We start from the raw sequence: 26,964 nt of genomic DNA on the forward strand, positions 1-26,964 counted from the left end.
AACATAATATCGAAGTAATGAAGATTACCATTTTTGGGTCGGGGTATGTAGGGCTGGTAACAGGTGCCTGTTTTGCCGAAGTCGGCAACGAGGTTCTCTGTGTTGATATTGACCAGAACAAAATCAATCGTCTTAAAGAGGGGGATATCCCCATTTATGAGCCGGGACTTGAGGATATTGTTGTTGAAAACAGTCGCGAGGGCAGGCTTCGATTCACCTCGGACATTGAGGAAGGTGTGCAGTTCGGACTCTACCAGTTCATCGCTGTGGGAACACCTCCCGATGAGGATGGTTCTGCCGATTTGCGCCATGTGCTTGCTGTGGCCGAAAGTATAGGCGAGCATATGCAGGAGTACAGGATTGTCATCAACAAATCCACCGTACCGGTGGGTACTGCTGACCTTGTCCGCGATAAAATCAGCAGTGTCCTCTGTGCGCGTGCAGCGGCCATTGATTTTGATGTGGTCTCCAATCCTGAGTTTCTTAAAGAGGGAGATGCAGTTGATGACTTCATGAAGCCGGAGCGCATTGTTGTGGGTGTTGACAACCCGAGGACAAAAGAGCTGCTCCGCTTTCTCTATTCTCCCTTCAACCGCAGCCATGAGCGGTTCCTTGCCATGGATATCCGTTCAGCAGAGCTGACCAAATATGCAGCCAATTCAATGCTGGCCACGAAGATCAGCTTCATGAATGAGATTGCAAACATTTCAGAACGGGTTGGCGCTGATGTCGAGGCGGTCAGGCGGGGTATCGGTTCCGATTCCCGGATTGGTTTCTCTTTCATCTACCCCGGTGTCGGGTACGGCGGATCATGCTTTCCCAAAGATGTGCAGGCGCTTGAACGCACCGCCCGCAAATACGGCTATGATGCCCGCATTCTTCAGGCGGTGGAGGCTGTCAACCATGACCAGAAAAACAGCATTGTTGCCAAAATCAGCGACCATTTCGGAGGCAGCCTCAAGGGCAGGACATTTGCCATATGGGGTCTTGCGTTCAAGCCCAACACCGATGACATGCGCGAAGCACCGAGCAGGGTGGTTATTGAGGCTCTGTGGAAGGCAGGGGCAAGCGTGAGGGTGTATGATCCTGTTGCCATGGAAGAGGCTGAACGCATTTACGGTAAAAGGGAAGACCTCTACTACGCAGCCAACCCCGAAGATGCTGTCATGGGCTCTGATGCGCTTGTGGTGCTTACCGAGTGGATGGTGTTCCGCAGTCCCGATTTTGAAATGGTAAAGCGTGATCTCAACAGCCCTGTCATTTTTGACGGGCGGAATATCTACAGCCCTGAGTTCATGGAGCAGTCCGGTTTTACCTATTACTCAATCGGTCGCCTGCCCAGAGGCGTCTGACAATGGTTCAGGGGACCGCTTCCCGACCCGATTTCCCATGCCACTGCTGCCTTTATGGCGGCAGTGGCATATTTTTTTGCCCTCTCGACAGCCTCTTCCATCCCGGCTCCTCCTGCAAGGAATGATGCTATCGCCGTTGAAAGCGTGCAGCCTGTTCCGTGCGTATTGCGGGTGGCAATTTTGTCGGCACTGAACCATGTGATTCGTCCGTTATGGAGAAGGCAGTCGCTCGAGAGTGGTCCGCTGCCATGCCCTCCCTTGACCAGGACTGAATGTGCTCCCATACGATGCAGTGCCAGAGCAGCTTCTTCAACCGCTTCCTGCGCTCCGGGAATGGACTCCATACCCAGAAGCATTGCTGCTTCAGGCAGGTTCGGGGTAATAAGCGTCACCAGAGGCAGCAGTTCCTGTTTCATCACCGGCAGTGCGTCTGTGGCCAGAAGGGAAGAGCCTGATGTTGACCGGAGAACGGTATCGAGCACAATGGGGACGGGGCGGGGAAGTTCGCGCAGAAGTGAGGCTGCCGTAGCTGTCATTGCCGAACTGCCAAGCATGCCGATTTTTACGGCGTCGATAACAATATCGCTATATAGCGTGCGGCATTGCGCTGTTACACACTCACAGGTCATTGGGTAGGTGGACTGCACTTCGCATGTGTTCTGCGCTGTTATGGCGGTAATGACCGACAGAGCGTAACATCCCAGCGCGGCAGCGGTTTTGATGTCGGCCTGTATGCCCGCTCCGCCGCTTCCATCAGAACCGGCAATGGTGAGGATGGTGGACGGTGTTGTCATAAGAGCATGCCCTCCGCCATTTCACGCACAAGAGCTTCGGCAGCAATTCGGGGATCGGGATGGCGGCTTACTGCGGAAATGACGGCAATGCCTGAAGCTCCGCATGATATGACCCTTCGGGCATTCTCCAGCTGTATGCCGCCAATGGCAATAAGGGGGATGGAGAGAAGTGAGGCGGTTTCCTGAAGTGCCCGGGTTCCTACAGGGGGGAGGGGTTTGTCTTTTGAGCCGGTCGGGAAGATGTGCCCGAACCCGACATAATCCGCGCCTTCCTTTTCGGCCTGCAGAGCCTCCTCTCTGGTGCCGGTTGAGACCCCGATGATCCGGTCGGGTCCGAGCAGCTTTCGGGCTACAGTGGCAGGCAGGTCGTCCTGACCGAGATGGACTCCGTCAGCACCCGTGGCAAGGGCAATGTCGAGCCTGTCATTGACTATGAACAGGGCATTGTGTTGGCGTGTCAGTGGCAGGATGGCTTCCGACCATCTGCAGAGATCCCTTCCCGAAGCTGTTTTGTTCCGCAGCTGTAGTATCGTGGCTCCCCCCCAAAGAGCCTGACGGGCAAATGTTACGGGGGGGAGTTCCTCGTCGGTAATGACGCAGAGCATGGGGCGGGAAGGGAACATCATGGCAGCAGTCGGTCAATGGTTTCAGCAGTTTTCCTGAAGTTTGCCGTTTCAGTGAAGAGGCCGAGTGAGGCGACGCCCCAGGCTCCGCATTCAATGCATGGAATGGTATTTTCAGGTCTTATTCCTCCAAGCGCAAACACTGGAACGGAAGTGGCCCTGCATACCTCCCTGAGCAGTGCGGTTCCCTGAAGGGGGCCGTAGCCCGGTTTTGAAAGCGAGGCGAACACAGGGCTGAAAAAGAGGTAGTCCACCCCTTCTTTTTCGGCTGCGAGTGCGCTTTCGGGCGAGTGGACGCTTTTGCCTATCAGCATGCCGGGGGAGGCGCTTCTCAGGCGGTCTGCAGGGCAGGAGTGTTCAGGCAGGTGGACGCCGTGAAGCCCGGTGGCAAGCGCAATATCCATGCGTTCGCTGAGCATGAGGCGTGAGCCGTTTGGAAGTGTTTCCTTTGCGATTCTCGACGCAAGGGCGAGAAGCTGCCTCCCGTTCAGCTGCTTTTCACGGATAAGAACCATTGCCGGGCGGTTGAGAGGAAGCTCCTGCAGCAGCCGGGAAATCTGCTGTCCGCTGCCATCCGTCTCCCTGCCGCTCGTTATCCAGCAGATGCGGGGAAGGGGGAGGGGCTGGGAATTCGCGGGGCTCATGAGTGCAGGCTTATTGGATTATTCTCGGACTATAAATAAATTATACCGTAATCACAACCTGCGTCTCCTCCGGTATAACCCTGATGTCTTGCTCAAGTATGGAACACATTGAACAGAAGCTTGCTGACAGAGGGCTCTCTCTTCCCTCTGTGCCACCTCCAGCCGGATGCTATGTGACAGCTGTTCCTGTTGGCAACATTATCTATACTTCCGGCCATCTGCCTTTAACAGAAGGAAAGCTTCTTGCCGAAGGTTCAAATGGAAGAATAGGGGAGAGGCATCTTGATGCTGCTATCCAGGCTTCACGCATTGCACTGCTCAATGCGCTTTCGTCAATCCGTTCCGCAGCCGGGTCGCTTGACGCGGTTGAACGGGTTATAAAGCTCACCGTGTATGTAGCCAGCGAACCCTTTTTCAACGGCCAGCATCTGGTTGCCGATGGAGCCTCTTTTCTTCTCCGCGAACTGTTCGGCGAGAGGGGAATCCATGTGCGCAGCGCGGTAGGCGTTGGCGAGCTCCCTCTGGGTGCCAGCCTGGAGCTCGAACTGATCGTTCAGTTTGACCCCCTGTACCCCCTCTCAAAAAGCTGAATATACTTCCCTCAGTGGAACTGTTATTGATTATGATTACACAATCATAATCGACAGTAAACCCCATGGTATAATACATTCTAAGGATCGGTTTCTGTACAAAGTATGGTAGAGAAATTTGCGGTTATCATTTGCATTGACAGAGCAGAACCCAGCATCATTATGAGTTTCTACAGACTTATCTGTGCGGATGATAGTCGCATCTATGAATTTATTTGTCAAGTTTCTTTTTGCGAGTAATTACATAATGTTTTTTTTATGTAAAAGCATCTTTCTTATTTTATTGTAAGACTTTAGTTGTTTTTTATTAAAATCTACCTTACCATGTAGAGGTTGTTGTTTATTCGTTGGCTGTTGTTGTTTTCTTGTTAAATCTTTGTTGTTATTGTCTTCGCTTATCTGTGTTATTATGGTGTTGCCTCTTTTCTCTTTTATTGGATTTATTGTGCCTTTGATTTTTTGTTCTTCTTTGTTTGTCGCTGGCGTCTCAGGGCTTTTGTTTTCTGTTTTATGGTGGTGTATGGGCGTGTTCCTGTTTTGCTTTATGTCTTCTCTTTTTTTGTTTTGTTTTGTCTTTCAGTCCCCGTCCTTGTTGATTGCCGGATGCCGGAATGTTTTTTTGTCTTTTTCATCGGTGATGGGTAAACTGTCAGTTGCCGGTCGTTCTCTTGTGTTATTCTTGTTCATCAATGTGCCTGCGCCATGTCTCGAATAGTTACTGTGCTCATGATGCTTGCCGTTCTCGGTTTTGGCGTTTTTCTCGGTTCACGGCTGGGTGGGGGAGGCGCTTCTTCCTACAGGGAAGATGGTCGGCTGGTTGAGGCTTATGATCTTATCAAGGCATTTTATGTCGACCCGGTTGCCGGCGACAGTCTCGTTGGGGCGGGCATCAGGGGGATGGCTGAATATCTGGATCCTCACAGTGTCTATCTTGCCCCTGAAAAGGCGGCATATTCGCAGGCTGAGTTTGATGGCAATTTTGATGGCATCGGCATTGAGTTTGATGTGATCAATGATACCCTCCTTGTTGTTACCCCTCTTTCGGGGGGGCCGAGTGCTGCTGTGGGCATTGTTCCCGGTGACAGGATTGTTGCCATTGATTCCAGTTCCTGTGTCGGCATCACCCACCAGGATGTGCTCCGCAAGCTCAGGGGCAGGCGCGGAACCACGGTGAGCCTGAGGGTGTATCGCCCATTGTCGGGCAAGAGTCTTGATTTTGTTGTCACCAGAGGAAAAATTTCAACCAAAAGCGTTGATGCTGCTTTCATGATGGATGGCGGGACCGGGTATATCCGTCTCAGCAGGTTCATGGCAACAACAGCCGAAGAGTTTCGTGATGCTCTTGGAAGTCTTAAAAAGAAAGGGCTGAAGCGGCTGATTGTTGATGTCAGGGGGAATCCCGGCGGATTTCTTGAACAGGCGGTGCAGGTTGCCGATGAATTTCTTTCCGATGGCGAGCTGATTGTGTATACCAAAAGCCGCAACGCTGCTGAGGATGTCCGCTATATGGCCCGTTCCGGCGATGGGTATGAGACGGGAGAGCTTGTTGTTGTGGTTGACCGGGGGAGCGCCTCGGCTTCTGAAATTCTTGCAGGAGCGCTTCAGGACAACCAGAGAGCGCTGATTGTCGGGGAGCTGACTTTTGGCAAAGGTCTGGTGCAGCGTCAGATGGAGTTCAATGACGGCTCCGCTCTCCGTCTTACTGTTTCCCGCTACTATACTCCTTCAGGACGCCAGATACAGCGCCATTACAGCAAGGGAGAAGATGGCAGGGACCGGTACTTCCATGAGTCTCCCGGGAATATCCAGCCGGGGAAACTCTTTGACGATCCCGGCAGGTTGCTTTATGAGAAGAACAATGAGTTTTCTGTCTACCGTACCACTTCTCTCAGAAGCATTCCTGCATCAGCGGATTCTTCCGGGAGTGTTGAGGGAGCTGCTCTGAAAGGTCTTCGGTCTGCGGGGGGGATTATTCCGGATTACTGGGTTGCCGGAAGAGCCTATACTGAGTTTTATCAGGAACTCTTCAGAACCGGAGTGCTGGAGGATGCAGCACTGAAGATACTTGACGATCCGCTCAGTTCAGTTCAGGACTACAGGAACTCCCTGGCCTCCTTTATAGCAGACTACCGGGAAGATGGTCGTCTGGAAAAAATAATTGCCGGGCTGTGCCCTGATAAAAAAATCGTTTTTGATGATGCGGCATTCAGGAAGGACAGGCGTTATATTGCCATTGCCGTGAAATCGCGCATTGCACATCAGCTTTTCGGATCGGAAGGGCAGGTTAAATCATATGTTTCTACGACAGATCCGGTTGTCAGGCTCGCTGCTCGACTGCCGGCGGCTCATTGAATGATACAGCATCACTCAGGATTAAAAAAAACGAACATATGTCACTTCTTGAAAAAATCAATAACGCGTCGTGCACGCTCCGTCTCCAGAATGACTGGCTGAAAATTTTCACCTGTCCGGTTCCAAGCTCGGATTTCCTTTCTTTTGTTGGCGTTGCTGAGCTTGATGCTTCGAGGGATGCCGTTCTTGCGCTTCTCTATGATATTGAAGTTGCAACCGAGTGGGTTTGGAAAACAAGTGAAATGCGGATACTCGAAGAGCTTTCAGATGATGGCGGCCGCGTTGTCTATCAGCGGGTAACAGCACCCTGGCCCGTCTCCGACCGTGAAATCATCAGCCGATCAAACGGCTATATGGATCCCGAAACAGGAGAGGCCTTCATTACCATAGAGTGCCTCCCCGATTTTCTTCCGCCCAATACCAATGCCGTCCGGGTGCCGCAACTTGAAGGCGCATGGAATATCATGCCGCTTGGGGAGGACAGCTGCCGTGTGGTGTTCCGTCTCCATCTTGAGCCGGGAGGGGAAATTCCCTCATGGCTTGCCAACATAGCCGTCATAGACACGCCCTATCACACCCTTCAGAATATGCGGGAAATGGTCAAGCGTGAGAAGTACCGGATTCCTGTTGATGCGCCGTTCAAACAGTCCTCAAAAGATATTGTCCGTAATTACAAAGAGTTCATTGCCGACTGAGGCTTTTCTGCGGGGAGTTCACTGGTTTGAAGTTTCGTCGGGATGTATGCAGAGAGCCGGCAATGCCAATCATCAACTATCAGGGTATGGATGCACACTCAATCCTTCAGGCTGATTGGGAGTTTCGTGTTGAGCACAAGGAAATAAGGATTTTTTCCTCAAGGGTAGAGGGGTCTGATGTACTCGGTTTTAAAGGCGAAGTCACGATTCCCACAACATTCCGTAAGCTGATTGCTCTCTTTCATGACACCGGCAGTTACCTTCGCTGGGTTCATCACCTGCTGGAGATGGAGGTGCTTGAGAAACACGACGGTCTTGAATATGTTATCCGCCAGCTCATTGATGCCCCGTGGCCTGTTGCAAAACGGGAGATGATCATCAGGACTGCTCTGGCGCCTTTTGGCGACAATGGGGTGGCAGTTACCATGCAGGGGGCAGCTGATGCTCTTCCCGAGAACAGTTCTGCTGTCCGGGTTCGCGACATTACCGGCATGTGGGCGTTTACCCCGGATGGTCCTGATACTGTCCAGTTGACCTTTGTGATGCATATAGATCCAGGAGCCGATGTTCCTTCAGGCTTGAGCAATCAGGCCATGTTTGAGGTCCCCTTTTACACGCTGAAGAATCTGAGGCAGCTTGCTGCTGACGGCAGTTACAATCCCCCATATCCCCGGGAGGCCGATCTGCACCTCTCCATAGTCTGAGAATTCAGTCTCGGCAGAGTTTCTCGGAGCATGCCTTCAGAAGCCTGTCGGGTTTGACCGGGACGGCTCCTACCTCCTGACATACCGTTCCGGCGGCAATGTTTGCTATGGAGGCATTGGTGAGGGTATCAAGCCCTGTTGCCGCTCCAAGGGCGAGGGTTCCGATGACGGTATCGCCGGCACCTGATACATCGGCTACTTCCAGTGAGCTGACCGGAATATGGGTGAATGAGCCGTCATAAACAGTTATGCCTTTTTCGCTTCTCGTGACTATCAGTGTTTCGGCTTCAATTTTTTCCTGCAGGAGGAGGCAGGCCTCTTCAACATCGCGGTCACTGTTTTTTATTGGAATGCCAAGTGATGCGGCCATTTCAGAGAGGTTGGGCTTGAAAATTGTGCACCCTCTGTAGGCGAAAAAGTTTTTCATTTTCGGATCTACCAGCACTGGAACTCCGTGCAGGGTGGCTGTACTGATGATGGCGGTAATCAGTTCTTCCCTCAGCAGCCCCTTGTTGTAGTCTTCAAGGACGATTGCGTCTATGGTTCCAATGATCTCCTCAAGTGCATCAAGAACCTGCTGCATGGTGCTGTCATCAATATCCTCCCTTTTTTCAAAATCCACCCGTGTGATATGGTGATTCTGGGAGAGTATCCGTGTTTTGCAGGTTGTCGGTCTTGATGGGTCGGAAATAAGTCCCTGGCAGGAGAGGCTGTGCGTTTTGAAGAGCTCAAGCAGCGTTGTACGGTTGCTGTCGTTGCCCGTAATGCCGAAAAGGATTGTTTCGGCTCCGAGCGAGAGGGTGTTGAGCGCAACATTGGCCGCTCCTCCGAGTCGATGGTCTTCATGGGTAACATCAACTACGGGAACGGGATACTCCGGAGAAATGCGTGAGACATGGCCGAAAATATACTTGTCGAGCATGATGTCGCCAATGACGGCAACCCTTTTGCCCTTGAAGGCGGCGATAATCTCTTCAATCCGTTGTTTGTCCATAAGTGGGTGGGGTCGTGAAGCAGTGATGTGTGCTGAAGGGAAACTTGTTGGGAGAAGATAAAGAATGTTCCTCTCTATTGATTTTATTTTGTGCGTTTTTTTGTTATAATTAAAGCTAAGCATTTTTACGCTTTATCAGAAGAAACGGAATCCTGATGTTTGAGAGTTTAAGCGACAAGTTGGACGGCGCCTTCAAGAAACTTGCAGGTCAGGCCACCATCAATGAAATCAATATCGGTATCGCCATGCGCGATATCAAACGGGCTCTGCTTGGCGCCGATGTCAACTACAAAGTTGTCAAGAAGCTGGTAGAGGATGTCCGTCAGAAATCTCTCGGCGAAGGGGTGATCAAGAGCGTTTCGCCGGCACAGATGATTGTCAAGATTGTCAGTGATGAGCTGACGGAGTTGATGGGTGGTGAGCAGAAGCCTCTCGCCCTTTCGTCTTCAAGGCTCCCCGCCGTGGTTATGGTTGCCGGTCTCCAGGGTTCGGGAAAAACCACCTTCGCGGCAAAGCTGGCAAAGCGGCTGAAAAAAAGCGGCCGGAATCCTCTTCTGGTTGCGGCAGATGTCTATCGACCCGCAGCTGTGGATCAGCTGAAAACCCTTGGTGCCGAAGTGTCGGTTCCCGTGTTCTCCATTGAAGAGAAGGATGCGATGAAGGTTGCAATGCAGGGTCTTGAGGCGGCAAAGGCCGGTGCGCATGATGTTCTTATTGTTGATACTGCCGGGCGGCTTCAGATTGATGATGCAATGATGGCCGAGGCTGAGGCGCTCAAGAATGCCCTGAAGCCCGATGAGCTTCTTTTTGTGGTTGACTCCATGATGGGGCAGGAGGCTGTCAATACCGCCAAGGCGTTCAATGACCGTCTTGATTTTGACGGAGTTGTGCTGACCAAGCTTGATGGCGATTCGCGTGGCGGTGCGGCACTTTCCATCCGTCATGTGGTTGAAAAGCCAATCAAGTTCATGAGCGTGGGGGAGAAGGTTGACGATCTTGACCAGTTCTACCCCGACCGTATGGCCCAGCGGATTCTGGGTATGGGTGATATTGTCAGTTTCGTTGAGAAGGCCCAGGAAAGTCTGGATATGGAGGCGACACTCCAGATGCAGAAAAAACTCATGAAGAATGAGTTTGACCTGAATGACTTTTTTGACCAGCTTCAGCAGCTCAAGAAAATGGGTTCAATGCAGAGTCTGATAGAAATGGTGCCGGGTCTGAACAAAATGGTTCCAAAGCAGGACCTGGAGAATCTGGATTTCAAGCCGATTGAGGCAATCATCAGCTCCATGACCAAAGAAGAGAAGTCGCGCCCTGAAATCATCAACGGCAGCCGCCGCCAGCGCATTGCTCTTGGAAGCGGCACAAGGGTTCAGGATGTCAACATGCTCCTGAAGCAGTTCGGGGAGATGAAAAAAATGATGCGCTCTGTCTCGAAACTCTCGGGTAACGGCAGGAAGATTACTTCGCAGAACCTTGCGCTTGACAAGTTTTTAAAACGGTAGACCTATATTACTTTTACAATCGTACTCTCATAACCTAAATCACACGAAGCCTTGGTAAAGATCAGACTGAGAAGAGCAGGAAGGAAAAAACTCCCTGTATACCAGATAGTGGCCGCTGACTCGCGGGCACCCAGAGATGGAAAATTTCTTGAAGTTGTAGGCCATTATCAGCCGACAGCAAAACCCCATACCGTAACCATCGACAGGGAGCGGGTGGCATATTGGATGCAGACTGGAGCACAGCCTACTGCAACTGTCCGCAGCCTTATCCGCATGACCGGACTTCTTCATGAGCTTCGCCTCAAGAGTCTTGGACGCAGTGAGGAGGAGATCACAGAAGAGATGGAGAAATGGCAGGAGAAACAGGCTGAAAGGCGCCAGAAACGACTTGTTGTCAAGTCGCGCCGTCGCCAGCTGAAAAAAGAGGCAGAGGCCCAGCCTGCTGTTGAGGCTGCACCGGAAGCCGCTGTTGAGGCTGCACCGGAAGCCGCTGTTGAGGCTGCACCGGAAGCTGCTGTTGAGGCTGCACCGGAAGCTGCTGTTGAGGCTGCACCGGAAGCTGCTGTTGAGGCTGCACCGGAAGCTGCTGCTGAAGCTGCACCGGAAGCTGCTGCTGAGGCTGCACCGGAAGCTGCTGCTGACAGTGCCGAAGAAGTAAAGGGCGAGGAAGCAGGGGCTTAAAGCCTCCTGCTTCTTCAGTTGACAGGTTCAGGCAGAATGGAACTTTGGTTGATAGGCACCATTCTTAAGCCAAAAGGGCTTAAGGGTGAATTGAAGGTTCAGCCGGTAACCGATTTTCCTGATCGATTTCTGTCCCGGACAAAATATTTTGCAGGGCGGCAGCCTGAAACTGTCGTGCCTGTCAATGTGAAATCGGCAACGCTGTCACAAGGTTTTGCATGGTTGTTTTTTGAGGGAGTGGATAGCAGGGAAAAAGCGCAGGAGATGGCAGGGATGCATCTTTATATTGAAGAGAAAGAGTGCGCTCCCCGTCCCCAAAACCGGGCATGGCTCCATGAGCTTGAAGGAATGAGGGTGAAAGGCCGTGATGGAGTTGAGGTTGGTGTTCTCACCGCCATACTCCCCATGCCGGCCCATGAGGTTTACGAAGTTCGGACAGGGAACGGCACTGTTCTCATACCGGCCATTGATGAATTCATTGATGAGATAAGTCTTGAGGGCGGATATATGGTTGTACCGAGATTTGATGAGTTTCTCTGAAGAGTGTGGTGATTATGGATTCGATTCGTATTGATGTTATTTCCGTTATTCCCGGGTTCTTTGATTCAGCGCTTGAAACCGGTCTTCTCGCAATAGCGAGGAAAAAAGGTCATCTTGAGGTGCATGTCCATAATCTTCATGATGACGGACTTGGAAGCTACCATGCTGTTGATGATGCCCCGTTTGGTGGTGGTGCAGGTATGGTGCTTCGGCCGGAACCTGTGTTTGCCTGTATAGAAAGGCTTCAGGCTGAGAGGGAGTATGATGCGGTTATTTTTCCGACGCCCGATGCCGTGCGTTTCGACCAGAAGGCTGCCAACAGGCTGTCGCGGATGAAAAACCTTATCATTCTCTGCGGTCATTACAAGGCGCTTGATGAACGGGTTCGCCGTACGCTTGTTAGCATGGAGTTTTCAGTTGGCGATGTTGTTGTGTCGGGAGGAGAAATTCCCGCGCTCTTTCTTATGGATGCTGTTGTGCGGCTCATACCCGGCGTTCTTGGTGATGGTGAGTCGGCCCTGACTGATTCGTTTCAGGGAGGTATGCTGGACTGTGCATGGTATACACGCCCGCCTGAATTCAGGGGGATGAAAGTGCCCGATGTTCTTCTTTCAGGTCATCATGCCAAAATAGAGCAGTGGAGAGAGCAAAGCGCCAGCCAGAGAACAAGAGAGAAAAGGCCGGACCTTTCTGGCGAAGAGGTGTCTGAAGATTTTGAATAGATTTTTGCATTACAAAAAATAAACATTTGTCGAAATGGATCAGTTAATTCAGTTAGTTGAAGCAACACAGGCTGGAGTTGAAACCCCTGATATTTATCCTGGTGATTCCGTAAGGATTCAGCTTCGTGTTATTGAGGGTGAAAAAGAGCGTCTTCAGGCTTTTGATGGCGTTGTCATCAGCGACCGCGGTGCCGGGACCAATAAAACAATCACGGTTCGTAAAATCTCCCATGGTGTTGGTGTAGAAAGGATCATCCCGATCAATTCGCCCAATGTTGAGAGTGTTACCGTTCTCAAGCATGGCAAGGCCCGCCGTTCCAAGCTTTTCTATCTCCGCAAGAGGACTGGAAAGGCCGCACTGAAAGTAAAAGAGCGCAAAGTAGCCGAAAAGGCCTCCTGAAGCAGAGCCGCATCCGGGCACAAAAAAATTCTGTCCGGATGCGGCATTCTTTTCACGCCATGATGGACATGGAGTACCCTTCAGCCGCCTCAATCGAGGCGTTTCACAGTAAAATCTTCAGTTCCTGGCCCGCATGCCGCCGCACTTTCCCGTGGCGTGAAACCCGCGACCGGTATTCGGTCATGGTCAGTGAATGCATGCTCCAGCAGACGCAGGCAGAGCGGGTTGTTCCCAAATACAGCGCATGGATTGAACGCTTTCCTGATGCCGCGACGCTGGCGCATGCGTCTCTCCGGGAGGTTCTTTCACTCTGGAGCGGTCTTGGTTACAATTCTCGTGCCCAGCGGCTTCAGCTTTCTGCCGTGCAGGTCATGGATAAGTTCAATGGAGAGGTTCCCTCAAGTCCGCTTCTTCTGAAAACCCTGCCCGGCATAGGGGAGTATTCCTGCCGTTCCATTCCCGCCTTTGCCGACAATCTTGATGTGGCAGCCGTCGACACCAACATACGACGCATTCTCATAACAGAATTCTCGCTTCCTGAAACACTCCCGCCAGCGAAGCTGCAGCGCCTTGCCGATGCAGTTCTCCCTGTCGGCCGAAGCCGTGACTGGCACAATGCTCTTATGGATTATGGTTCAAGGGTGGTGACGGGGAAATCTTCGGGGATCCGCCCTCTTTCCCGCCAGTCTGCATTCAAGGGCTCACGCCGCTGGTACCGTGCACAAATAGTGCGTGAACTCATCAATACTCCTTTTATGACGGTTGCTGAACTTCAGGATAAATACGGGGAGTGCCAGTGGGGGCTGGATGAAATCATTCGTGATCTTGTGGTCGAGGGTCTGGTGGAGTCATCTGCGGGCAGTCATGACTCCACTGGCGGCAGGGTACTGAAAATCAGCGAGGGGTAGAGAATCGCGCCTCCACACTTTATTCAGTGTTGTAGACCATGTTCAGTTCATTGTATACAGCCTCTATCTCTTTATCGTACTGTTCGGTAATTGTCTTTCGTTTGATTTTGAGCGTTGGCGTCATCAGACCGTTTTCCAGTGTGAACGGCTCGGCAACCAGCAGAAACTTGCGTACTTTTTCATGAGTCGCCAGTTTTCGTGAAATGCTTCGCAGCAGTTTTTCGTAAATCTGGCTGACAGCCTTGTTTTCCAGAAGCTCTTTTTCTGTTGCATCCCCTATCCCTGCAGTTACCGCAAATTCACGAAGCTTTTCAAAGTCCGGAATGATGAGGGCGATGAGGAATGGTCGTTTTTCACCGATGACGATCACCTGTTCCACGAAGGGGCTTTCAGCAATCAGATGCTCAATGGGCAGCGGGGCAATGTTTTTCCCTCCGCTTGTGACTATGATGTGTTTTTTCCTGTCGGTGATGGTGAGATAGCCGTCGTCATCAAGTCTGCCGATGTCGCCGGTATGGAACCATCCGTCCTTTATGACTTCAGCTGTCGCCTCGACATCCTTCCAGTACCCCTTCATGATATTCGGCCCTTTGAAGAGAATCTCTCCATCATCGGCTATCCTGATCTCAACATTTCTCACCGTGGGCCCTACGGTTCCGAACTTAACCTTTTCAGGCCGGTTCACATTGGTTATCGGGGAGGTTTCTGTCAGACCGTATCCTTCCAGAATCGTTATGCCAAGGGAGCTGAAGTATTCACCGGTCTCTTTGGGCAGCGCTGCGCCACCAGAGACGAAGTAACGGAGCCTCCCTCCGAATTTTGCTAGTATTTTCTTGTATACAAGTTTTCGGGAGAGGGCGTGAGCTGCTTTAAGAGCAAGAGATACACTGCCTTTCTTAGCCATCTGCCGGTTGTACTGTTCGCCGGTTGAGAGCGCAAAGCTGAATATCCGCTGTTTCAATTGACTTTCTGTGGCAATCTGTTTCTGCATGTTCGCACGGATACGATCAAAGAGCCTTGGAACGGTAAAGATTATTGTGGGTTTGGCTTCGGCTATGTTCAACGAAACAGTCTCTATGCTCTCGGCCAGGTAAATGGCAGCTCCGCATCCAAAGAGCAGGTAGTAGCCGCCTGTGCGCTCATAGGCGTGCGACAGGGGAAGAAACGAGAGGCTGCAGTCCGTTTCGTCAAGAGTGATGAGGTCAGAGCATGATTTCACATTTTCACAGATGTTCCGGTGAGTCAGCATGACCCCTTTTGGAAGACCAGTGGTTCCTGATGTGTAAATCAGGGTGGCCGTGTCGTCAGGAGATATATTGATTCCTTCGAGCAGCCGCGGTTTAGCCTGAAGAATCTTTTTCCCTTCAATCTTGCAGCTGTTGAGGTCGGTGACATCCTCTATCTTCTCTTCAAGGCGGTTCAATACAATAATCTGCATCAACTCAGGCAGGTTCTGCCAGATTGAGAGAATTTTCCCAAGCTGCAGCATGTTCGACACAATGATGGCTTTGGCTTCGCTGTTCTGAAGTATGTATTCAATCTGGTTTGGAGGCAGGGAGGGGTAGAGGGGCACATCAATTGCTCCAAGAGAGAGTATTGACATATCAGAAAGGTACCACCCGGGGCGGTTTTCACTGAGTATTGCTACCCGGTCCCCAGGCTCGATCCCGTTTTCTTTCAGGTATGCCGTGAAGTTCTGGACATCCTCATGAAAATCCTCATAGGTGATGGGTTCGTAGATGCCGTTGAGTTTATGGGCGAAAGGGAACTTCTTTGTCTTGCCCCGGTAATGGCTGAAAACAGAAGAGAACAGTTCCGGCAAGGTCTGGAAGTCAGGATTGATAAGTCCCATCTGAAAAAAATTTGAGTGTGCGGGCCGTGCAGATGCATTGTTCCATACCCGAAGGTTTTAAAGGGTATTGTACACAAATATGTAACAATATGGCGTCTGAATTCAAAGCACCTGCCTGTAAATAGTGATTCCCCCCCCTGAGTTGTACTGTGTTTACGAAATTAACCCTTGTCGAAATGTTTCCTTGCCCTTATTTTATGCAACAGCAGGCAATTGCCGGGGCTTCTTCTGCGAGCTTCGGAGAACTATAGTCGGAGGTTTTCGTTTATGGAGAAAAAGGGGAAGTCTGTGACGCAATGGACTGGATATGCTGGACTGGCTGCTGGTATTCTTTTGATCCTGTATCTTTTTCAGTCTATCGATCTGGGCCGTTCCCTTTTCAGGATATCGACAATAGGTTTTTCTTCCCTCTTCATCATGCTGCCGTTTTTCGGTCTTCATTTTTTTGAGACGATTGCCTGGACTCTTGTTTTCCCTCCGGGCAGCAGGCCGATATCTTTTTTCCGGCTGTTCAAAATTCAGGTGATTTCTGAAACTGTTTCCATGACTCTTCCTGCCGGCATGGCTCTTGGAGAGCCCCTCCGGCCATTTCTCTGCAACCGGCTGATGGGAATCTCCTATCCTGTATCGGTTGCAGCCGTGACCGTCCGCAAATTGCTGTTGAGTTCAATGCAGGGGGTCTATACCATTATCGGCACCCTTGCCGGATTCATGATGCTTCAGCGGGTATCACCCGCAGTCACTGGATTTCAGGGTCTCGGGTTCTTCATGCTTGCAACCGGTATTGCGGTTTGTCTCATCTTTCTCTATTTCCTTCTCACTGCATTGAAAGGTCGTTCCGCCCAGTCCATCCACAGTCTGTTGATGATGGTGCCCGGAAAAAAGGTTAAGTCATGGCTCATACGGCGCGAGTCAAGCTTTTCCGATACCGATGAGCATCTCCGCAGTTTTCAGGGCGCTTCGCCTGCAGCCCTTTGGAAGGCCACATTCTGGTATCTTGTTGGCTGGGCCATGCTTGCTGTGGAGAGTTACATCATTCTTCGTCTTCTTGGCGCCGAGATTTCTTTCCCGACGGTTCTGGCCATCGATACGACTCTTGTTATGCTTCGGGCCCTCTTTTTTTTCATTCCCTCCGGTCTGGGAATACAGGATCTCGGCTACATGGCGTTTTTCCAGGCTGTGGGAATGCCTGAGGCTGTTGCGCTGGGAGGTGCTTTCATTCTGATCAGGAGGTTCAAGGAGGTGCTGTGGTACTCTGCCGGGTACGCAGTCATGTTCATGTCGGGGATTCACCTGCATGATCCCCAGCAGGCTGAAGGGGTTCAGTGATGAAAAAAAAGGTACTGTTTGTCTGCGGTTCCATGAACCAGACCACCCAGATGCACCAGATTTCAGGATTTCTGGGTGAATATGACCTCTGGTTCACTCCCTTTTTCAGTGACGGGCTTTTGGGCGCAGCCGCCCGAAACGGTCTGCTTGAGTTTACCATTATGGGCCGGGAGCGGAGAGGGAAAGCCATGGAGTACCTCAACAGTCATGAACTGCAGGTTGAGGGCGGCGAGGGGCTCCGCTGTTATGACCTTGTGGTTACCTGTACAGACCTGATTGTTCCTAAAGTCTTGAAGAGGACCCGTACGGTGCTTGTTCAGGAGGGGATGACAGAGCCTGAGACCCCTCTGTTCCACCTGACAAAAAATTTTCGCTGGATGCCACGCTGGCTTGCCGGTACAGCTTCCACGGGCATGTCGGGTGCCTATGAAAAATTCTGTGTTGCCAGCGAGGGATATCGCGACCTGTTCATCCGCAAGGGAGTTGACCCGGAGAGGCTTGTGGTGACGAGCATTCCCAATTTCGACGACTGCGCATCATATTGCCAGAATGATTTCCCTCACCGGGATTATGTTCTGGTCTGTACCTCAGACAACAGGGAGACATTCATTTATGAAAACCGCAGGAAGAACATTCTGAAATATCGGGAAATGGCGGGCGGCAGCAAGCTGATATTCAAGCTGCATCCCAATGAGCAGGCTGAAAGGGCTGCTGAAGAGATTGAGCGATATGCTCCCGGGAGTCTTGTCTATTCGGATGGATCTGCTGAAGAGATGATTGCAAATTCACGGATGATGATTGCCCGGTTTTCCTCAACAGTTCTTGTTGCCTCAGCTCTTGGCAAAGAGGTCCACTGCGGCCTTGAGAGGGAAGAGCTCCGGAGGCTTACCCCGCTTCAGAACCGTTCCGCCGCCAGAAATATTGCCGATGTCTGCAGGGAGGTGCTTGATGGGTGAAGTGAAGTCGGCCATCGCCGTCATTCCAGCACGCGGAGGCTCTGTAGGGCTGAAAAACAAGAATATCCATCCAGTGGCCGGGCGGCCGCTTCTTGCCTGGACCATTCTTCAGGCCAAAGCTTCCGCCCTTTTAGAGAGAGTGTTTGTTTCCACAGACGACCCTGCAATAGCCGATGTTGCTGAATCGTATGGTGCTGAGGTTGTCCATCGCCCTGCAGAGATTTCGGGAGACCGGGCGAGTTCCGAATCTGCAATTCTCCATCTGCTTGATCTCCTTGCCCTGGAGGGTCGCCAGGATCCTGCCAGTATCGTGTTTCTTCAGGCAACATCACCGCTTCGAAGACCGGGCGACATTGACCGTGCCCTTCAGCAGTTTGAGGGTGATGGTGCCGATTCACTTATTTCGGTCACAAAAGCTGACGACATGACCCTCTGGGAGAAGAAGACGGGGGGGGAGTGGAACAGTGTGAACTTTGACTGGCGGAACCGTGGTATGCGTCAGGAGCGGCCCGAACAGTATATTGAAAACGGATCGATCTATATTTTCCATCCTTCAGTTCTTCGTTCTACGGGAAACAGGATCGGGGGGAAGCTTACCGCCTTTCAAATGGAGTTCTGGCAGACCTGGGAGATCGACACTCTTGCAGAGGTAGAGCTGATTGAGTTTTTTATGAAGAGTAAAAATCTGACCACTCCTGATATCGGTCTGTAACCTAACCTATCCTCACCAATGAATTTTTTTCTCGCAACCGATCTTGTCATCGGAGTCAATGAAGCCCTGAGTCTTGCAAGGCATCTCGGAGAACTCAAGACTCAGAAACCGGGGATCATATATGATGCAGTTCTTGAAGAAAACCTCTATTTCCGTGATGTCAAGGCCTCACTCTGTGCCGATTTTCCCGATGCCGTGTTCTCCAGCAATGAGTTCGGGGGGGAACCGACATACAGCTATCTTGAAAAGACAGCCGAACATTTCAGGGGCAGCGGGGTTGACTGCATGGTCGCCATCGGCGGCGGCAGCACCATGGATCTCGGTAAAGGGGTAGCCCTTCTCATGACCAACAATGTTCCCGCTCTTTCATTGAAAGGGTTCCCGGCCGATGTGTTCGATCCTCTCCCTCTTCTCACCGTTCCTTCCCTTCCGGGAAGTGGCGCAGAGGTAAGTTACAACGCCGTCTTCATTGATGAGGAGGCCGGCAGGAAGCTCGGCATCAACAGCCGGAAGAATTTCCCCCGCAAGGCGGTGGTCGATCCGATGCTCTCAATGAGCGCTCCCGAGGAAGCAATCATTTCCTCGGCAATGGACAGCCTTGTACACTGTGTCGACAGTTTCGGCTCAGTGAAACATACGCCGCTGTCCAGAATTTTTTCAGTCGAGGGGTTCCGCCGCTCGTTTTACGCCCTGCAGCAGAACCAGCTGGACCGGGCCGAGTCGCGCATTGATCTCTGCATCGGCAGCGTCTGTGGTACTGTAGCCCTCATGAACTCCGGAGACGGCCCCACCAACGGGTTCGCATACTATCTTGGAGTCCGCCACAAGGTACCTCACGGCATGGCCGGCGCCATTTTCCTCAAAGAGGTGATGCGCTACAATCTGAGCCACGGATACGACAGATATGCCATGCTCAATGCAGCCCCTCTTTCAGGCACGCTTCGGGAAGGAGCCGAGGAGCTGCTCTTTCAGATGGACGATCTCTATCGCCAGCTCTCTATCCCGAGCCTCGTCTCCTACGGTTACACTTCCCTCAACGCCGCTGAGTTCGCCAGAGAGGCTTCAGGCGCACTGCAGGGATCATTCGGAGGAAATCCGGTACCCTTTGACAAAGAGTCGGCTGAATATGTTGTCAAAAGACTTGTTCAGTAAATTATTCATTCCAACACATCACTATTATGGCAGGTGCAGAATTGATTGGCAAAGAGGAGCTCGCTGAAATTGTGGAACTCTTCAGTCAGGAAAAGGTCAACCTCTACAGGTATGGAGGGGGAAATTACAAAACCCGTGAATTTGAAGAGAAATTTGCCGGGTGGATGGGTGTCCGCTATGCCCATGCGGTTTCCTCCGGAACGGCCGCAATCCACTGCGCCCTTGCAGGTGCAGGCGTAGGGCCGGGAGACGAAGTCATTACCACTGCATGGACCTTCATTGCTCCCATTGAGGCCATCAGTGCTCTGGGAGCAGTGCCCGTGCCCGTTGAAATAGATGAAACCTATCATCTCGATCCTCTGGCGGTACAACAGGCCATAACCGAAAAAACCAAAGCGGTTGTGGTGGTTCCCATGTGGGCTGCCCCTAAAATGAAAGAACTGCAGGATATCTGTACCCGGAGAGGCATCATCCTCATTGAGGATGCCGCACAGGCACTTGGAGCATCATACGATGGCCAAAAACTCGGCACACTGGGCAGCGTCGGCGCTTTCTCTTTTGATGCAGGCAAGACGCTTCATACCGGAGAAGGGGGAGTGATTGTGACCAACGACCGTGAGATCTACCTTCGTGCTGCAGAATTTTCCGACCACGGGCATATGCACCTTGAAGGCCTTCCACGGGGAAAAGATCCCCGGCGGGCCAAAGGGCTCAACCTCCGAATGAGTGAGGTAACTGCGGCCATAGGCCTCGCCCAGCTTGCTAAAATTGAGACCATCCTCTCTGCTGCCAAAGAGAACAAAAAGAGAATCAAGGATGCCATCCGTCATCTTCCCAACATTACCCTCCGACCTTTTGCCGATGAGGGTGGTTCGCAGGGTGATACCTTGATTTTCAGCGTGCGCGACCGTGCAGCGGCACTTGAGTTCGAAGCCCATCTCGGCCGAAACGGATTCGGTACCAAAATTCTTCCAGAGGCGCTCGACTGGCACTATGCCGGTGTCTGGGGTCATCTCCTCAACGCTTATGACCGCTATCGCGACAGGGATCTTGAGGCGCTTTGGCCAAAGACAGGAGAGCTTCTGCGCAGGAGCATCTGCCTGAACATTCCCGTCCTGATGGATGAAGGCACCACTGAACAGCTCATAGCCTCCATCATCTCAGCCGCCGAAGCAATGGGGTAAAAACCAGGGGATCACCTGGTTTTGCTGAAAAGGAAAAAGAGAAACCCCTGGTTTTACAGGGGTTTCTCGCTTGTTGCGTCTCTATGCGCATCTTTGCTGGAGGCGAAGAGCGGATTCGAACCGCTGTACGAGGTTTTGCAGACCTCTGCCTAGCCACTCGGCCACTTCGCCTTGATTGAGAATGATATAGGTACATAAAAAGATGCGGTTTTGCAAATCTGCCCTCTTTTCTTCCAGAATCTCGAATTGCGACTTTTCTTCAGAGTAACTGAGTCATCCTGACACAGTTGTTGCGATTTCCTCTTTTCCTGTTCCGGATCTAAAAATCCCTGGTTCTTATACATAAGGCGTTTTGCTATAAGCGTTTATGCCTCATTATTTTTTTTGGCATGTTTCTTGCTTTAGTTCTTCCAGAGAGTTCCGGCCGGGTCTGCTGATTGGGTGGTTCTGGCAGGACAGTTAAAAAAAACAGGAAAAAACGAGGTATGTCATGAGCACCATTTTCAGCAAGACTCTTATTGCCGGTACGCTGATGCTGGCTTCAGTGCCGCTCTCTTCCGGGCAGCTCCATGCTGATGAATACCAGAAAGGGGCGGTGGAGCTTCATCTCGAGTCAGGTATGGACGCTTATTACACGAAATACAATTTTGATAAAACGCGCGATGAGAATGATGTTCTCAATGGTGAAGGGTATGCTCTCATGTCGGGTTATCTCACGCTTGATGCTCGGCGTTACCTCTCCGACAGCGTGTATCTGGCTCCTTTTGTGAGTATCAATGTGATCCATGATTTCAATGACAGAAGCTGGAACCGCTCTTACTGGAACAACAATCAGGTTTTTGGTGCGGGTCTGAAAATCACCAAAGAGTTCTCTTTTGAGAATAAAGCACAGGAGTGGGTCGGAGGCATGAACATGTCGGCTTTTGCCCGGTATGAACTGATGACTTCGTCATTTGACCGCTCCAAGGATCCAATCCCTTCCTCTGTAGATAAGCAGAATGTGAAAAGTGGTGTGAACCTTTGGCTGGAACGGCGTGAAAAGCTTGACGACATGTTCAGCGTCTGGACGGAACACTGGGGCGAGTTGGCCTGGAATTCAACTGCTTTCAGTGACAAGGGGCAGGACAACTTTCTTTTGGGAACCCTGTCATCAAAAATCGGGGTAGGCATTGATCTTGGGGCGGTTTCGCTTGAGCCTTATTTCAAGGCAGATGTGGTCAATGATTTTCTTGGCAGATCATGGAACAAGGTTTCCTGGTACAATAATGTGCTCTACGGCCCGGGCGTCCGTCTTGCTCTCGGCAAAGTGCTTCCTGGAACCGTCTCAATCTATGCGGAGTATCTCAAGGTCGATTATTTTAACGACCAGCAGGAGCGGACCGATGATGTTCGGGCAGGTCTGACTTTCTGGATTCCCCTTTACTGATCGCTCTGTGTCAACAATCAAGAGGAGTAACCATGAACCAGACAGCAACGATGTATCTTTCCCGGCATGCTGAGGGGCGGCCGCCTTCATCACTGAAGCATCCGGCGGGTGTGCTTACTGCAGCGTTCGTTTCTGCGGGAATATGCCTCTTGGTATGGCATACGCTGCCTGGTGCCCTGGACTCACTGAACCGGATGATCTGGGGTGAGTATGTCAACGCATTTCCTGCATGGATGCCGCAGGTGTTCAACATGTTTTTTCTGATATATGTTGTCGGCTCATTGTTCCCGTTTCTTTTTTTTGTCGGGCTGATATTGCTCCCCGACAGAACACCGGTGAAGAATGTGTCGCTGCCGTTCGTATCGATCATCATTCCCTCCTTCAATGAGCAGGCAAATATTGCAAACTGCATTGAGTCGGCTCTGGCTCTTGATTATCCGGCCTATGAGATCATCATTGTCGATGACGGCTCTTCTGATGAGACCCTTGCCATTGCTTCAGAGTACGATGTGTCGGTGATCTCTATGGGCGGCAACAGGGGGAAGGCGGAGGCTCTGAACCATGGCATTGAGAAGGCAAAAGGTGAGCTGATATTTTTCACCGATTCTGATTCCTCGCTTGATCCGATGGTGCTTCGTCACCTTGTGGGTGGATTCACTGAGCCCTCCATCGGTGCGGTTGCCGGAATGGTTCTTCCGAAACACAACAGCGGATACCTCCTTAAAATGCAGATGCTTGAGTACCTCTACGGGCAGTGCATCATCAAAGTGGCACAGCTGAAATCGGGAGGTGCTGTGAGTATGTGTCCCGGGCCGGCAACGGCCTTCCGGCGCAGCGTTCTGATGGAGATAGGGGGGTACAGGTCAAGGACGCTTGCCGAGGATTTCGATATTACCATTGCCATGCTTGAGCTCGGCTATCGGGCTGTTTATGAGCCAAAGGCTGTAGCCTATACCTCTGCCATGACGAGCTGGAAAGGGCTGAACAAGCAACGGCTTCGCTGGTCAAGAGGCCATCTGCAGGTCTACCGTGAGCACAGGGGGCTGATGTTTTCAGCCATCGGGGGCAGCATCGGCATGTTCTGGCTTCCCTGGTCGCTGTTCTTTGGTTACGGAAGCGCTTTCGTTGAAATGGCTTTTCTCGTTGCCTATCCACTCCTTGTTATTTTTTCTTCACAGCCGTTGCTGTTCCTGCAGCTCGGCCTTGTCTACATGCTCATTCTTGAATGCATCAGCGCAGTGCAGGGAATGGTGCCGCTTGCTCTTGCCCGCAAGCTCACGCCATCGCTTGCCTTTGCAACATTCACGACTCAGCCGTATCGGATTTTTCTGAGCCACAGGCGTATTGTGGCCTATATGCAGGAAATGCAGCAACGACAAAACACCTGGTAACCCTTCATTTGGAGACGATCATGAAAAGCATTCTGGCATCGGTATACATCATTGTGGCACTCTTTGCGACCGTTTCGGCTGCTGCGGCCAACCCGGCACCTGTGCTTCTGACCTTTGATACAGAACGGAATGCCGATGTTGCGGCACTCAAAACCCTTGACATCAAGGTTCCTGCAACCTATTTCATAACAGGTGCATTTGCCGGGGCACACAAAGAGCTTGTTTCTGAGCTCTCTCTGGCCGGTCATACCATAGGTTCGCACTCCCAGGCGCACCCGCATCTTCCTCAACTAGACCAGAAATCTATAGAGTCTGATCTTAAGCGCTCAAAGAGCATTCTGGAATCAATTACCGGAAAACCGGTTGTCTGGTTCCGGGCACCTTATATGGAGTATGATGACAGGGTCATGAGGGCACTGAAAGCAAGCGGCTTCAGGTACGACAGTTCTGATTCGGAGCATTGGGAACAGCAGGATATCCTGACAGAGCTTCCAATATCGGCTTTGCGACGCAGGGTTATGCTCGCTTCGGATTACAATATGATGGTGGTCAACAAGTTCACTGAGTCTGAATTTGAAGCGGCACTCAAGCAGCTCTACACTGCCAAAAGTGTTCTTGGCCAGCCTGCCGTCATTCTTCTTCACCCGAAACATGCCGTAAGGTATCCTGAGGCTCTGAGGAATTTCATTGACTGGGTGCAGGCAAAGGGGGGGCGTTTTCTGACTGCCGACCAATATATAGCCGAGGCAGAGGCAAACCGGCCCCGGAGATACGGAATCTGGGTTGATTTCAGTCGCCGGAACTTCACTCCTGAAGATATTGTGGCGGATATTTCAAGGACATCGGCTACAGATCTTTTCCTGATGGCAAAAGATACCGAGGGGAATGCTTACTATGGCAGAAACAGTCGTCAGAATGTGTTTGGCAAAACCATTGCTCTTCTGAGGAAACAGGGCCTCAATGTCAAGGTTCATGCATGGCTTCCCGCACTTTCCGACACCAGGGCGGTAAAGCAGCACGGCGATTGGGCTATGACGGCTCAGAATGGCCGTCTTTCAGCTAACTGGATGTCGCCGTCGAACCCTGAAGTGGCTTTGTATACGGAGGCAACTGTGAGAGAGCTGATCCAAAAATACGGTGTTGAGGGAATCCATCTTGACTGCCTTGCCTATTCTGATCTTGATTATGATTACAGCAAAGGCAATGTCAAGGCATTTGCCGCTGCCCGGGGGTTGCCGGCACACATTACGCAAAGCGATCTGCTGGGCAAGGAGTATGCTCAATGGCTTAACTGGAGGAGCAGCATGATTGCGGCCTATGCCAGTAAGATTGGTTCGTCTGTCCGTAAGGCAGGCAGGGGGAAGGTGGAGTATTCAGCTGCATTTGCGGGAAACCGGGTGTTCAATTACAAAGATGTTGACCAGTCAGGGCAGGAAATCTCCCTGATTGCCCCATCATTTGATTTCATTGTACCCGTCATGCATGTTGCCTGCCTTGAGGGTGAGGGTGAGATGCTTGCCCGTTCGCTGGTGTCGCTGCGGGTCAAGTCGGGAGCTATGCCCTTTGTTGTCCGGCTCATCGGTCCGGCAGATGGAGGAATGATGACAGACGACTATCTTTCAGAAGTACTCGAAGTTCTTTCCCATGGAGCAAGCGGTATTGGATTTTCATCCTATCACTCCATTTTCGTGAAAGATCCGGCCAGGCGGAGCATCAATGAAGAGGGGCTCAATCTCATCAACAAGGCGTTCGCCGGCAAGGGGCTTAAAGCGCGTCCTGAAACACTGACAGGCAGTTTTTCTCTTGATTCGGTTTCGCTCATGCCCGGTTTTCTGGCCATGTTCCTGGTTGTTGTTTTCAATATGGTTGCCATACCCGTCTATGGCAGAAAAACAGGTCAGGAGGAGTCGGCGATGATTGCCGCTCCTTTGGACACTTCCGTGCATCAGTGGAGAGAGATGGCTGCGGATATGTCTGAGGGTTTTCTTTCCGGCAGTTCTGCTGAAGAGATAAGCCGGATGCTTCGCTCCTATGACGCCCGCGGTGTGCATAAGAACAGGATTGCGATGGTGCTTGATGCAGTTACCCGTTCAGCCTCACCAATGACTGAACTCTATGAAGCTGTTTGTTGTTCCATGGAGTGGAAGGCGTTGGCTCTGAAATACCTGAATGAGGTTTGCCTGCTGGGTTATGTGGCAATCAACGACCGCTTCGTGAGCCTCACCCCTTCAGGGCGGGAACTGCTCACACAGGCGCGCAGTGAAGGGTTTGATTACGACTATTGGGCATTCGTCGAGTGCTGTCTTCAGCAAACGGTTTCTGTTGTGTGTCCGCACTGCGGATCTGTAACACAAACGCATGTCTACTGGAGTTCGTTTGACTGTTCGCAGTGCGCTGCAACTCTTCATTTTGAAGATGTTCTGACTGTTGAACTTCATCAGACCAGGACGCAGGTTGCGAGTTTCGATAGTATGGATTTCTGCTGAACAGGATACTTTCTTCATTTTCCGGTCCGGTAACTGCTTCCTCAGTGAGGGAGCAGTGGTTTTTTCTGAAGAGGCCAAGCCCGGTTTTTCTCTGGAGTACTCTTATGCCTGCTTTTTTTTATGGTGATGTACCTCTTGAATCGGCAGGTATCCGCCTTTTCTTCCTGGGCCTTTTTTTTGGCTCGCTTCTTTTCTTTTCCCCGGAGGCCGGCGCCTCAACGGATGCCATGCATATACGGGCATGGAAGAAGTATCGCGGGACGCAACTGTATGCTCTCAATGAGAGCGGGGCATACTGCTATGTCACCGGTTTTATGACCATTGATGCGGACGGCGCACCAGACGCCTATCATCCGCGTGATGAAGGGCTTGATATGCTTAAACATTCAGGCTATCCCGACAAAATGTGGTGGAAGACGGTGCTGGTGACTGATCCGGCGGACCGACAGAGGCCATTCGTCATGCCAGAAGGGCCGTACGCCGGGTACTATCTTTCCATGACTGCTCTGAAGAACATGAAGAAGGCTAAGACGGATCCCCTTCGGTATGTTGACGCATCAAAGGTTCCCTATATTGTTTTTCCTGTGACATTTGCAAGAAAACGGGATGTCGGGGCTCTGGGTGATTTCGGTGTTGCAGTCAATCTTGATACCGGGATGAAATCCGGATTTGTCGTTGCCGACATCGGGCCGGAAAGGCATAAGCTCGGAGAGGTTTCCATTGCGCTTGCTGAATTGCTCGGAGGAAAGAATGTGTCGCCCCGAACCGGACCGGAAAAGCCTCTGGGCAGGATTCTCTACATCGTTTTCCCCCTTTCCCGTCACCTCTACCCATGGCCTCAGGAAAGGGGTTCCATCCAGTCAATCGCCGACAGTCTTCTTTCCAGTGCCGGCGGTTTGGAGAGGCTGATGTCTCCGGGTATCGTAAAGTAGCTGCCTGCCCCGAACTTTTGGTCTGCCGGTTCTGTATATT

24 protein-coding genes, 1 tRNA gene and 1 pseudogene are annotated in these 26,964 nt (G+C 51.5%); 20 read left to right on the forward strand and 6 right to left on the reverse strand.

The window, feature by feature from the left end; genetic code table 11:
- Positions 1-17 precede the first annotated feature (17 nt).
- The gene (locus EKD02_RS00555) at positions 18-1,352 is read left to right on the forward strand and encodes a UDP-glucose dehydrogenase family protein (protein ID WP_011890184.1); all 1,335 of its coding nucleotides are present in this window, start codon (positions 18-20) and stop codon (positions 1,350-1,352) included.
- On the opposite strand, the gene thiD is transcribed toward EKD02_RS00555, so the two are convergent.
- From thiD to EKD02_RS00570, 3 genes are read right to left on the reverse strand one after another with little or no spacing between them, the layout of a single operon-like run.
- Positions 1,319-2,146 (reverse strand): bifunctional hydroxymethylpyrimidine kinase/phosphomethylpyrimidine kinase, encoded by an 828-nt coding sequence (gene thiD, locus EKD02_RS00560; RefSeq protein ID WP_126383283.1) that lies wholly within the window; start codon positions 2,144-2,146, stop codon positions 1,319-1,321. The genes EKD02_RS00555 and thiD overlap by 34 nt on opposite strands.
- The gene (gene thiE / locus EKD02_RS00565; RefSeq protein ID WP_126383285.1) at positions 2,143-2,772 is read right to left on the reverse strand and encodes a thiamine phosphate synthase; all 630 of its coding nucleotides are present in this window, start codon (positions 2,770-2,772) and stop codon (positions 2,143-2,145) included. The genes thiD and thiE overlap by 4 nt, the downstream gene beginning before the upstream one ends.
- A complete protein-coding gene (locus tag EKD02_RS00570; RefSeq protein WP_126383287.1) occupies positions 2,769-3,413 on the reverse strand; it encodes a thiamine phosphate synthase in 645 nt (214 codons plus the stop codon). Before EKD02_RS00570 ends, thiE begins: the two co-directional genes overlap by 4 nt.
- A 98-nt stretch (positions 3,414-3,511) precedes the next feature.
- Here EKD02_RS00570 and EKD02_RS00575 point away from each other — a divergent pair, with 98 nt between their 5' ends.
- The 4 genes from EKD02_RS00575 to EKD02_RS00590 all read left to right on the forward strand — a co-directional run bounded on the left by EKD02_RS00575 (position 3,512) and on the right by EKD02_RS00590 (position 7,754).
- Complete coding sequence (locus EKD02_RS00575) at positions 3,512-4,003, forward strand: RidA family protein (protein WP_185805670.1); 492 nt, start codon at positions 3,512-3,514, stop codon at positions 4,001-4,003.
- A gap of 702 nt (positions 4,004-4,705) precedes the next feature.
- Positions 4,706-6,355 (forward strand): S41 family peptidase, encoded by a 1,650-nt coding sequence (locus EKD02_RS00580; RefSeq protein ID WP_126383291.1) that lies wholly within the window; start codon positions 4,706-4,708, stop codon positions 6,353-6,355.
- Positions 6,356-6,393: 38 nt separating this feature from the next.
- Positions 6,394-7,050 (forward strand): START domain-containing protein, encoded by a 657-nt coding sequence (locus EKD02_RS00585; RefSeq protein WP_126341474.1) that lies wholly within the window; start codon positions 6,394-6,396, stop codon positions 7,048-7,050.
- Between the two features lie 62 nt (positions 7,051-7,112).
- On the forward strand, positions 7,113-7,754 hold the full coding sequence (locus tag EKD02_RS00590; protein ID WP_126341475.1) for an START domain-containing protein: 642 nt from the start codon (positions 7,113-7,115) through the stop codon (positions 7,752-7,754).
- A 4-nt stretch (positions 7,755-7,758) separates the two neighbouring features.
- On the opposite strand, the gene rfaE1 is transcribed toward EKD02_RS00590, so the two are convergent.
- Positions 7,759-8,748: a D-glycero-beta-D-manno-heptose-7-phosphate kinase gene (rfaE1, locus tag EKD02_RS00595; protein ID WP_126383293.1), complete on the reverse strand. Its 990-nt coding sequence runs from the start codon at positions 8,746-8,748 to the stop codon at positions 7,759-7,761.
- 155 nt (positions 8,749-8,903) lie between these two features.
- Here rfaE1 and ffh point away from each other — a divergent pair, with 155 nt between their 5' ends.
- From ffh to EKD02_RS00625, 6 genes and pseudogenes are all read left to right on the forward strand, one after another.
- Positions 8,904-10,253: a signal recognition particle protein gene (ffh, locus tag EKD02_RS00600; RefSeq protein WP_126341477.1), complete on the forward strand. Its 1,350-nt coding sequence runs from the start codon at positions 8,904-8,906 to the stop codon at positions 10,251-10,253.
- 51 nt (positions 10,254-10,304) lie between these two features.
- Positions 10,305-10,703 (forward strand): annotated as a pseudogene (rpsP, locus tag EKD02_RS10125) (30S ribosomal protein S16); the annotation flags it as partial.
- A 267-nt stretch (positions 10,704-10,970) separates the two neighbouring features.
- Positions 10,971-11,474: a ribosome maturation factor RimM gene (gene rimM, locus EKD02_RS00610; RefSeq protein WP_126341479.1), complete on the forward strand. Its 504-nt coding sequence runs from the start codon at positions 10,971-10,973 to the stop codon at positions 11,472-11,474.
- 14 nt (positions 11,475-11,488) lie between these two features.
- Complete coding sequence (gene trmD / locus EKD02_RS00615; RefSeq protein ID WP_011890172.1) at positions 11,489-12,196, forward strand: tRNA (guanosine(37)-N1)-methyltransferase TrmD; 708 nt, start codon at positions 11,489-11,491, stop codon at positions 12,194-12,196.
- 34 nt (positions 12,197-12,230) lie between these two features.
- Positions 12,231-12,596 carry a 50S ribosomal protein L19 gene (gene rplS / locus EKD02_RS00620; RefSeq protein WP_011890171.1) on the forward strand — a complete coding sequence of 122 codons (366 nt, stop codon included), beginning with the start codon at positions 12,231-12,233 and terminating at the stop codon, positions 12,594-12,596.
- 38 nt (positions 12,597-12,634) lie between these two features.
- The gene (locus EKD02_RS00625; protein WP_126383297.1) at positions 12,635-13,504 is read left to right on the forward strand and encodes an HhH-GPD family protein; all 870 of its coding nucleotides are present in this window, start codon (positions 12,635-12,637) and stop codon (positions 13,502-13,504) included.
- A gap of 19 nt (positions 13,505-13,523) precedes the next feature.
- Here the strand turns inward: EKD02_RS00625 and EKD02_RS00630 are convergent, their stop codons facing one another.
- Complete coding sequence (locus EKD02_RS00630) at positions 13,524-15,356, reverse strand: AMP-dependent synthetase/ligase (RefSeq protein WP_011890169.1); 1,833 nt, start codon at positions 15,354-15,356, stop codon at positions 13,524-13,526.
- A 288-nt stretch (positions 15,357-15,644) separates the two neighbouring features.
- On the opposite strand from EKD02_RS00630, the gene EKD02_RS00635 reads away from it, so the two are divergent.
- The 5 genes from EKD02_RS00635 to EKD02_RS00655 are packed head-to-tail and all read left to right on the forward strand — an operon-like array spanning position 15,645 to position 20,689.
- Positions 15,645-16,685 carry a lysylphosphatidylglycerol synthase transmembrane domain-containing protein gene (locus EKD02_RS00635; RefSeq protein ID WP_317616284.1) on the forward strand — a complete coding sequence of 347 codons (1,041 nt, stop codon included), beginning with the start codon at positions 15,645-15,647 and terminating at the stop codon, positions 16,683-16,685.
- On the forward strand, positions 16,685-17,641 hold the full coding sequence (locus EKD02_RS00640; protein WP_126383299.1) for a hypothetical protein: 957 nt from the start codon (positions 16,685-16,687) through the stop codon (positions 17,639-17,641). Before EKD02_RS00635 ends, EKD02_RS00640 begins: the two co-directional genes overlap by 1 nt.
- Complete coding sequence (locus EKD02_RS00645) at positions 17,634-18,353, forward strand: acylneuraminate cytidylyltransferase family protein (RefSeq protein ID WP_126383301.1); 720 nt, start codon at positions 17,634-17,636, stop codon at positions 18,351-18,353. The genes EKD02_RS00640 and EKD02_RS00645 overlap by 8 nt, the downstream gene beginning before the upstream one ends.
- Positions 18,354-18,371: 18 nt before the next feature.
- Entirely contained in the window at positions 18,372-19,505 is a 1,134-nt protein-coding gene (locus tag EKD02_RS00650; protein WP_126383303.1) for an iron-containing alcohol dehydrogenase, read from the forward strand.
- A gap of 26 nt (positions 19,506-19,531) precedes the next feature.
- Complete coding sequence (locus tag EKD02_RS00655; protein WP_126383305.1) at positions 19,532-20,689, forward strand: DegT/DnrJ/EryC1/StrS family aminotransferase; 1,158 nt, start codon at positions 19,532-19,534, stop codon at positions 20,687-20,689.
- A gap of 97 nt (positions 20,690-20,786) precedes the next feature.
- Here the strand turns inward: EKD02_RS00655 and EKD02_RS00660 are convergent.
- Positions 20,787-20,860, reverse strand: a tRNA-Cys gene (locus EKD02_RS00660).
- A 319-nt stretch (positions 20,861-21,179) separates the two neighbouring features.
- On the opposite strand from EKD02_RS00660, the gene EKD02_RS00665 reads away from it, so the two are divergent.
- From EKD02_RS00665 to EKD02_RS00680, 4 genes are all read left to right on the forward strand, one after another.
- Positions 21,180-22,115, forward strand: a complete 936-nt coding sequence (locus EKD02_RS00665; protein ID WP_011890163.1) for a hypothetical protein — start codon at positions 21,180-21,182, stop codon at positions 22,113-22,115.
- A 32-nt stretch (positions 22,116-22,147) separates the two neighbouring features.
- Entirely contained in the window at positions 22,148-23,506 is a 1,359-nt protein-coding gene (locus tag EKD02_RS00670) for a glycosyltransferase family 2 protein (protein ID WP_126383307.1), read from the forward strand.
- Positions 23,507-23,526: 20 nt separating this feature from the next.
- A complete protein-coding gene (locus tag EKD02_RS00675) occupies positions 23,527-25,992 on the forward strand; it encodes a polysaccharide deacetylase family protein (protein WP_126383309.1) in 2,466 nt (821 codons plus the stop codon).
- A gap of 104 nt (positions 25,993-26,096) precedes the next feature.
- Positions 26,097-26,924, forward strand: coding sequence for a glycoside hydrolase family 75 protein (locus EKD02_RS00680; protein WP_126383311.1), 828 nt, complete (start codon positions 26,097-26,099; stop codon positions 26,922-26,924).
- Positions 26,925-26,964 lie beyond the last annotated feature (40 nt).

Origin of the sequence: Chlorobium phaeovibrioides (genome assembly GCF_003968655.1) — a bacterium.
GTDB classification, from domain to species: domain Bacteria; phylum Bacteroidota; class Chlorobiia; order Chlorobiales; family Chlorobiaceae; genus Chlorobium; species Chlorobium phaeovibrioides.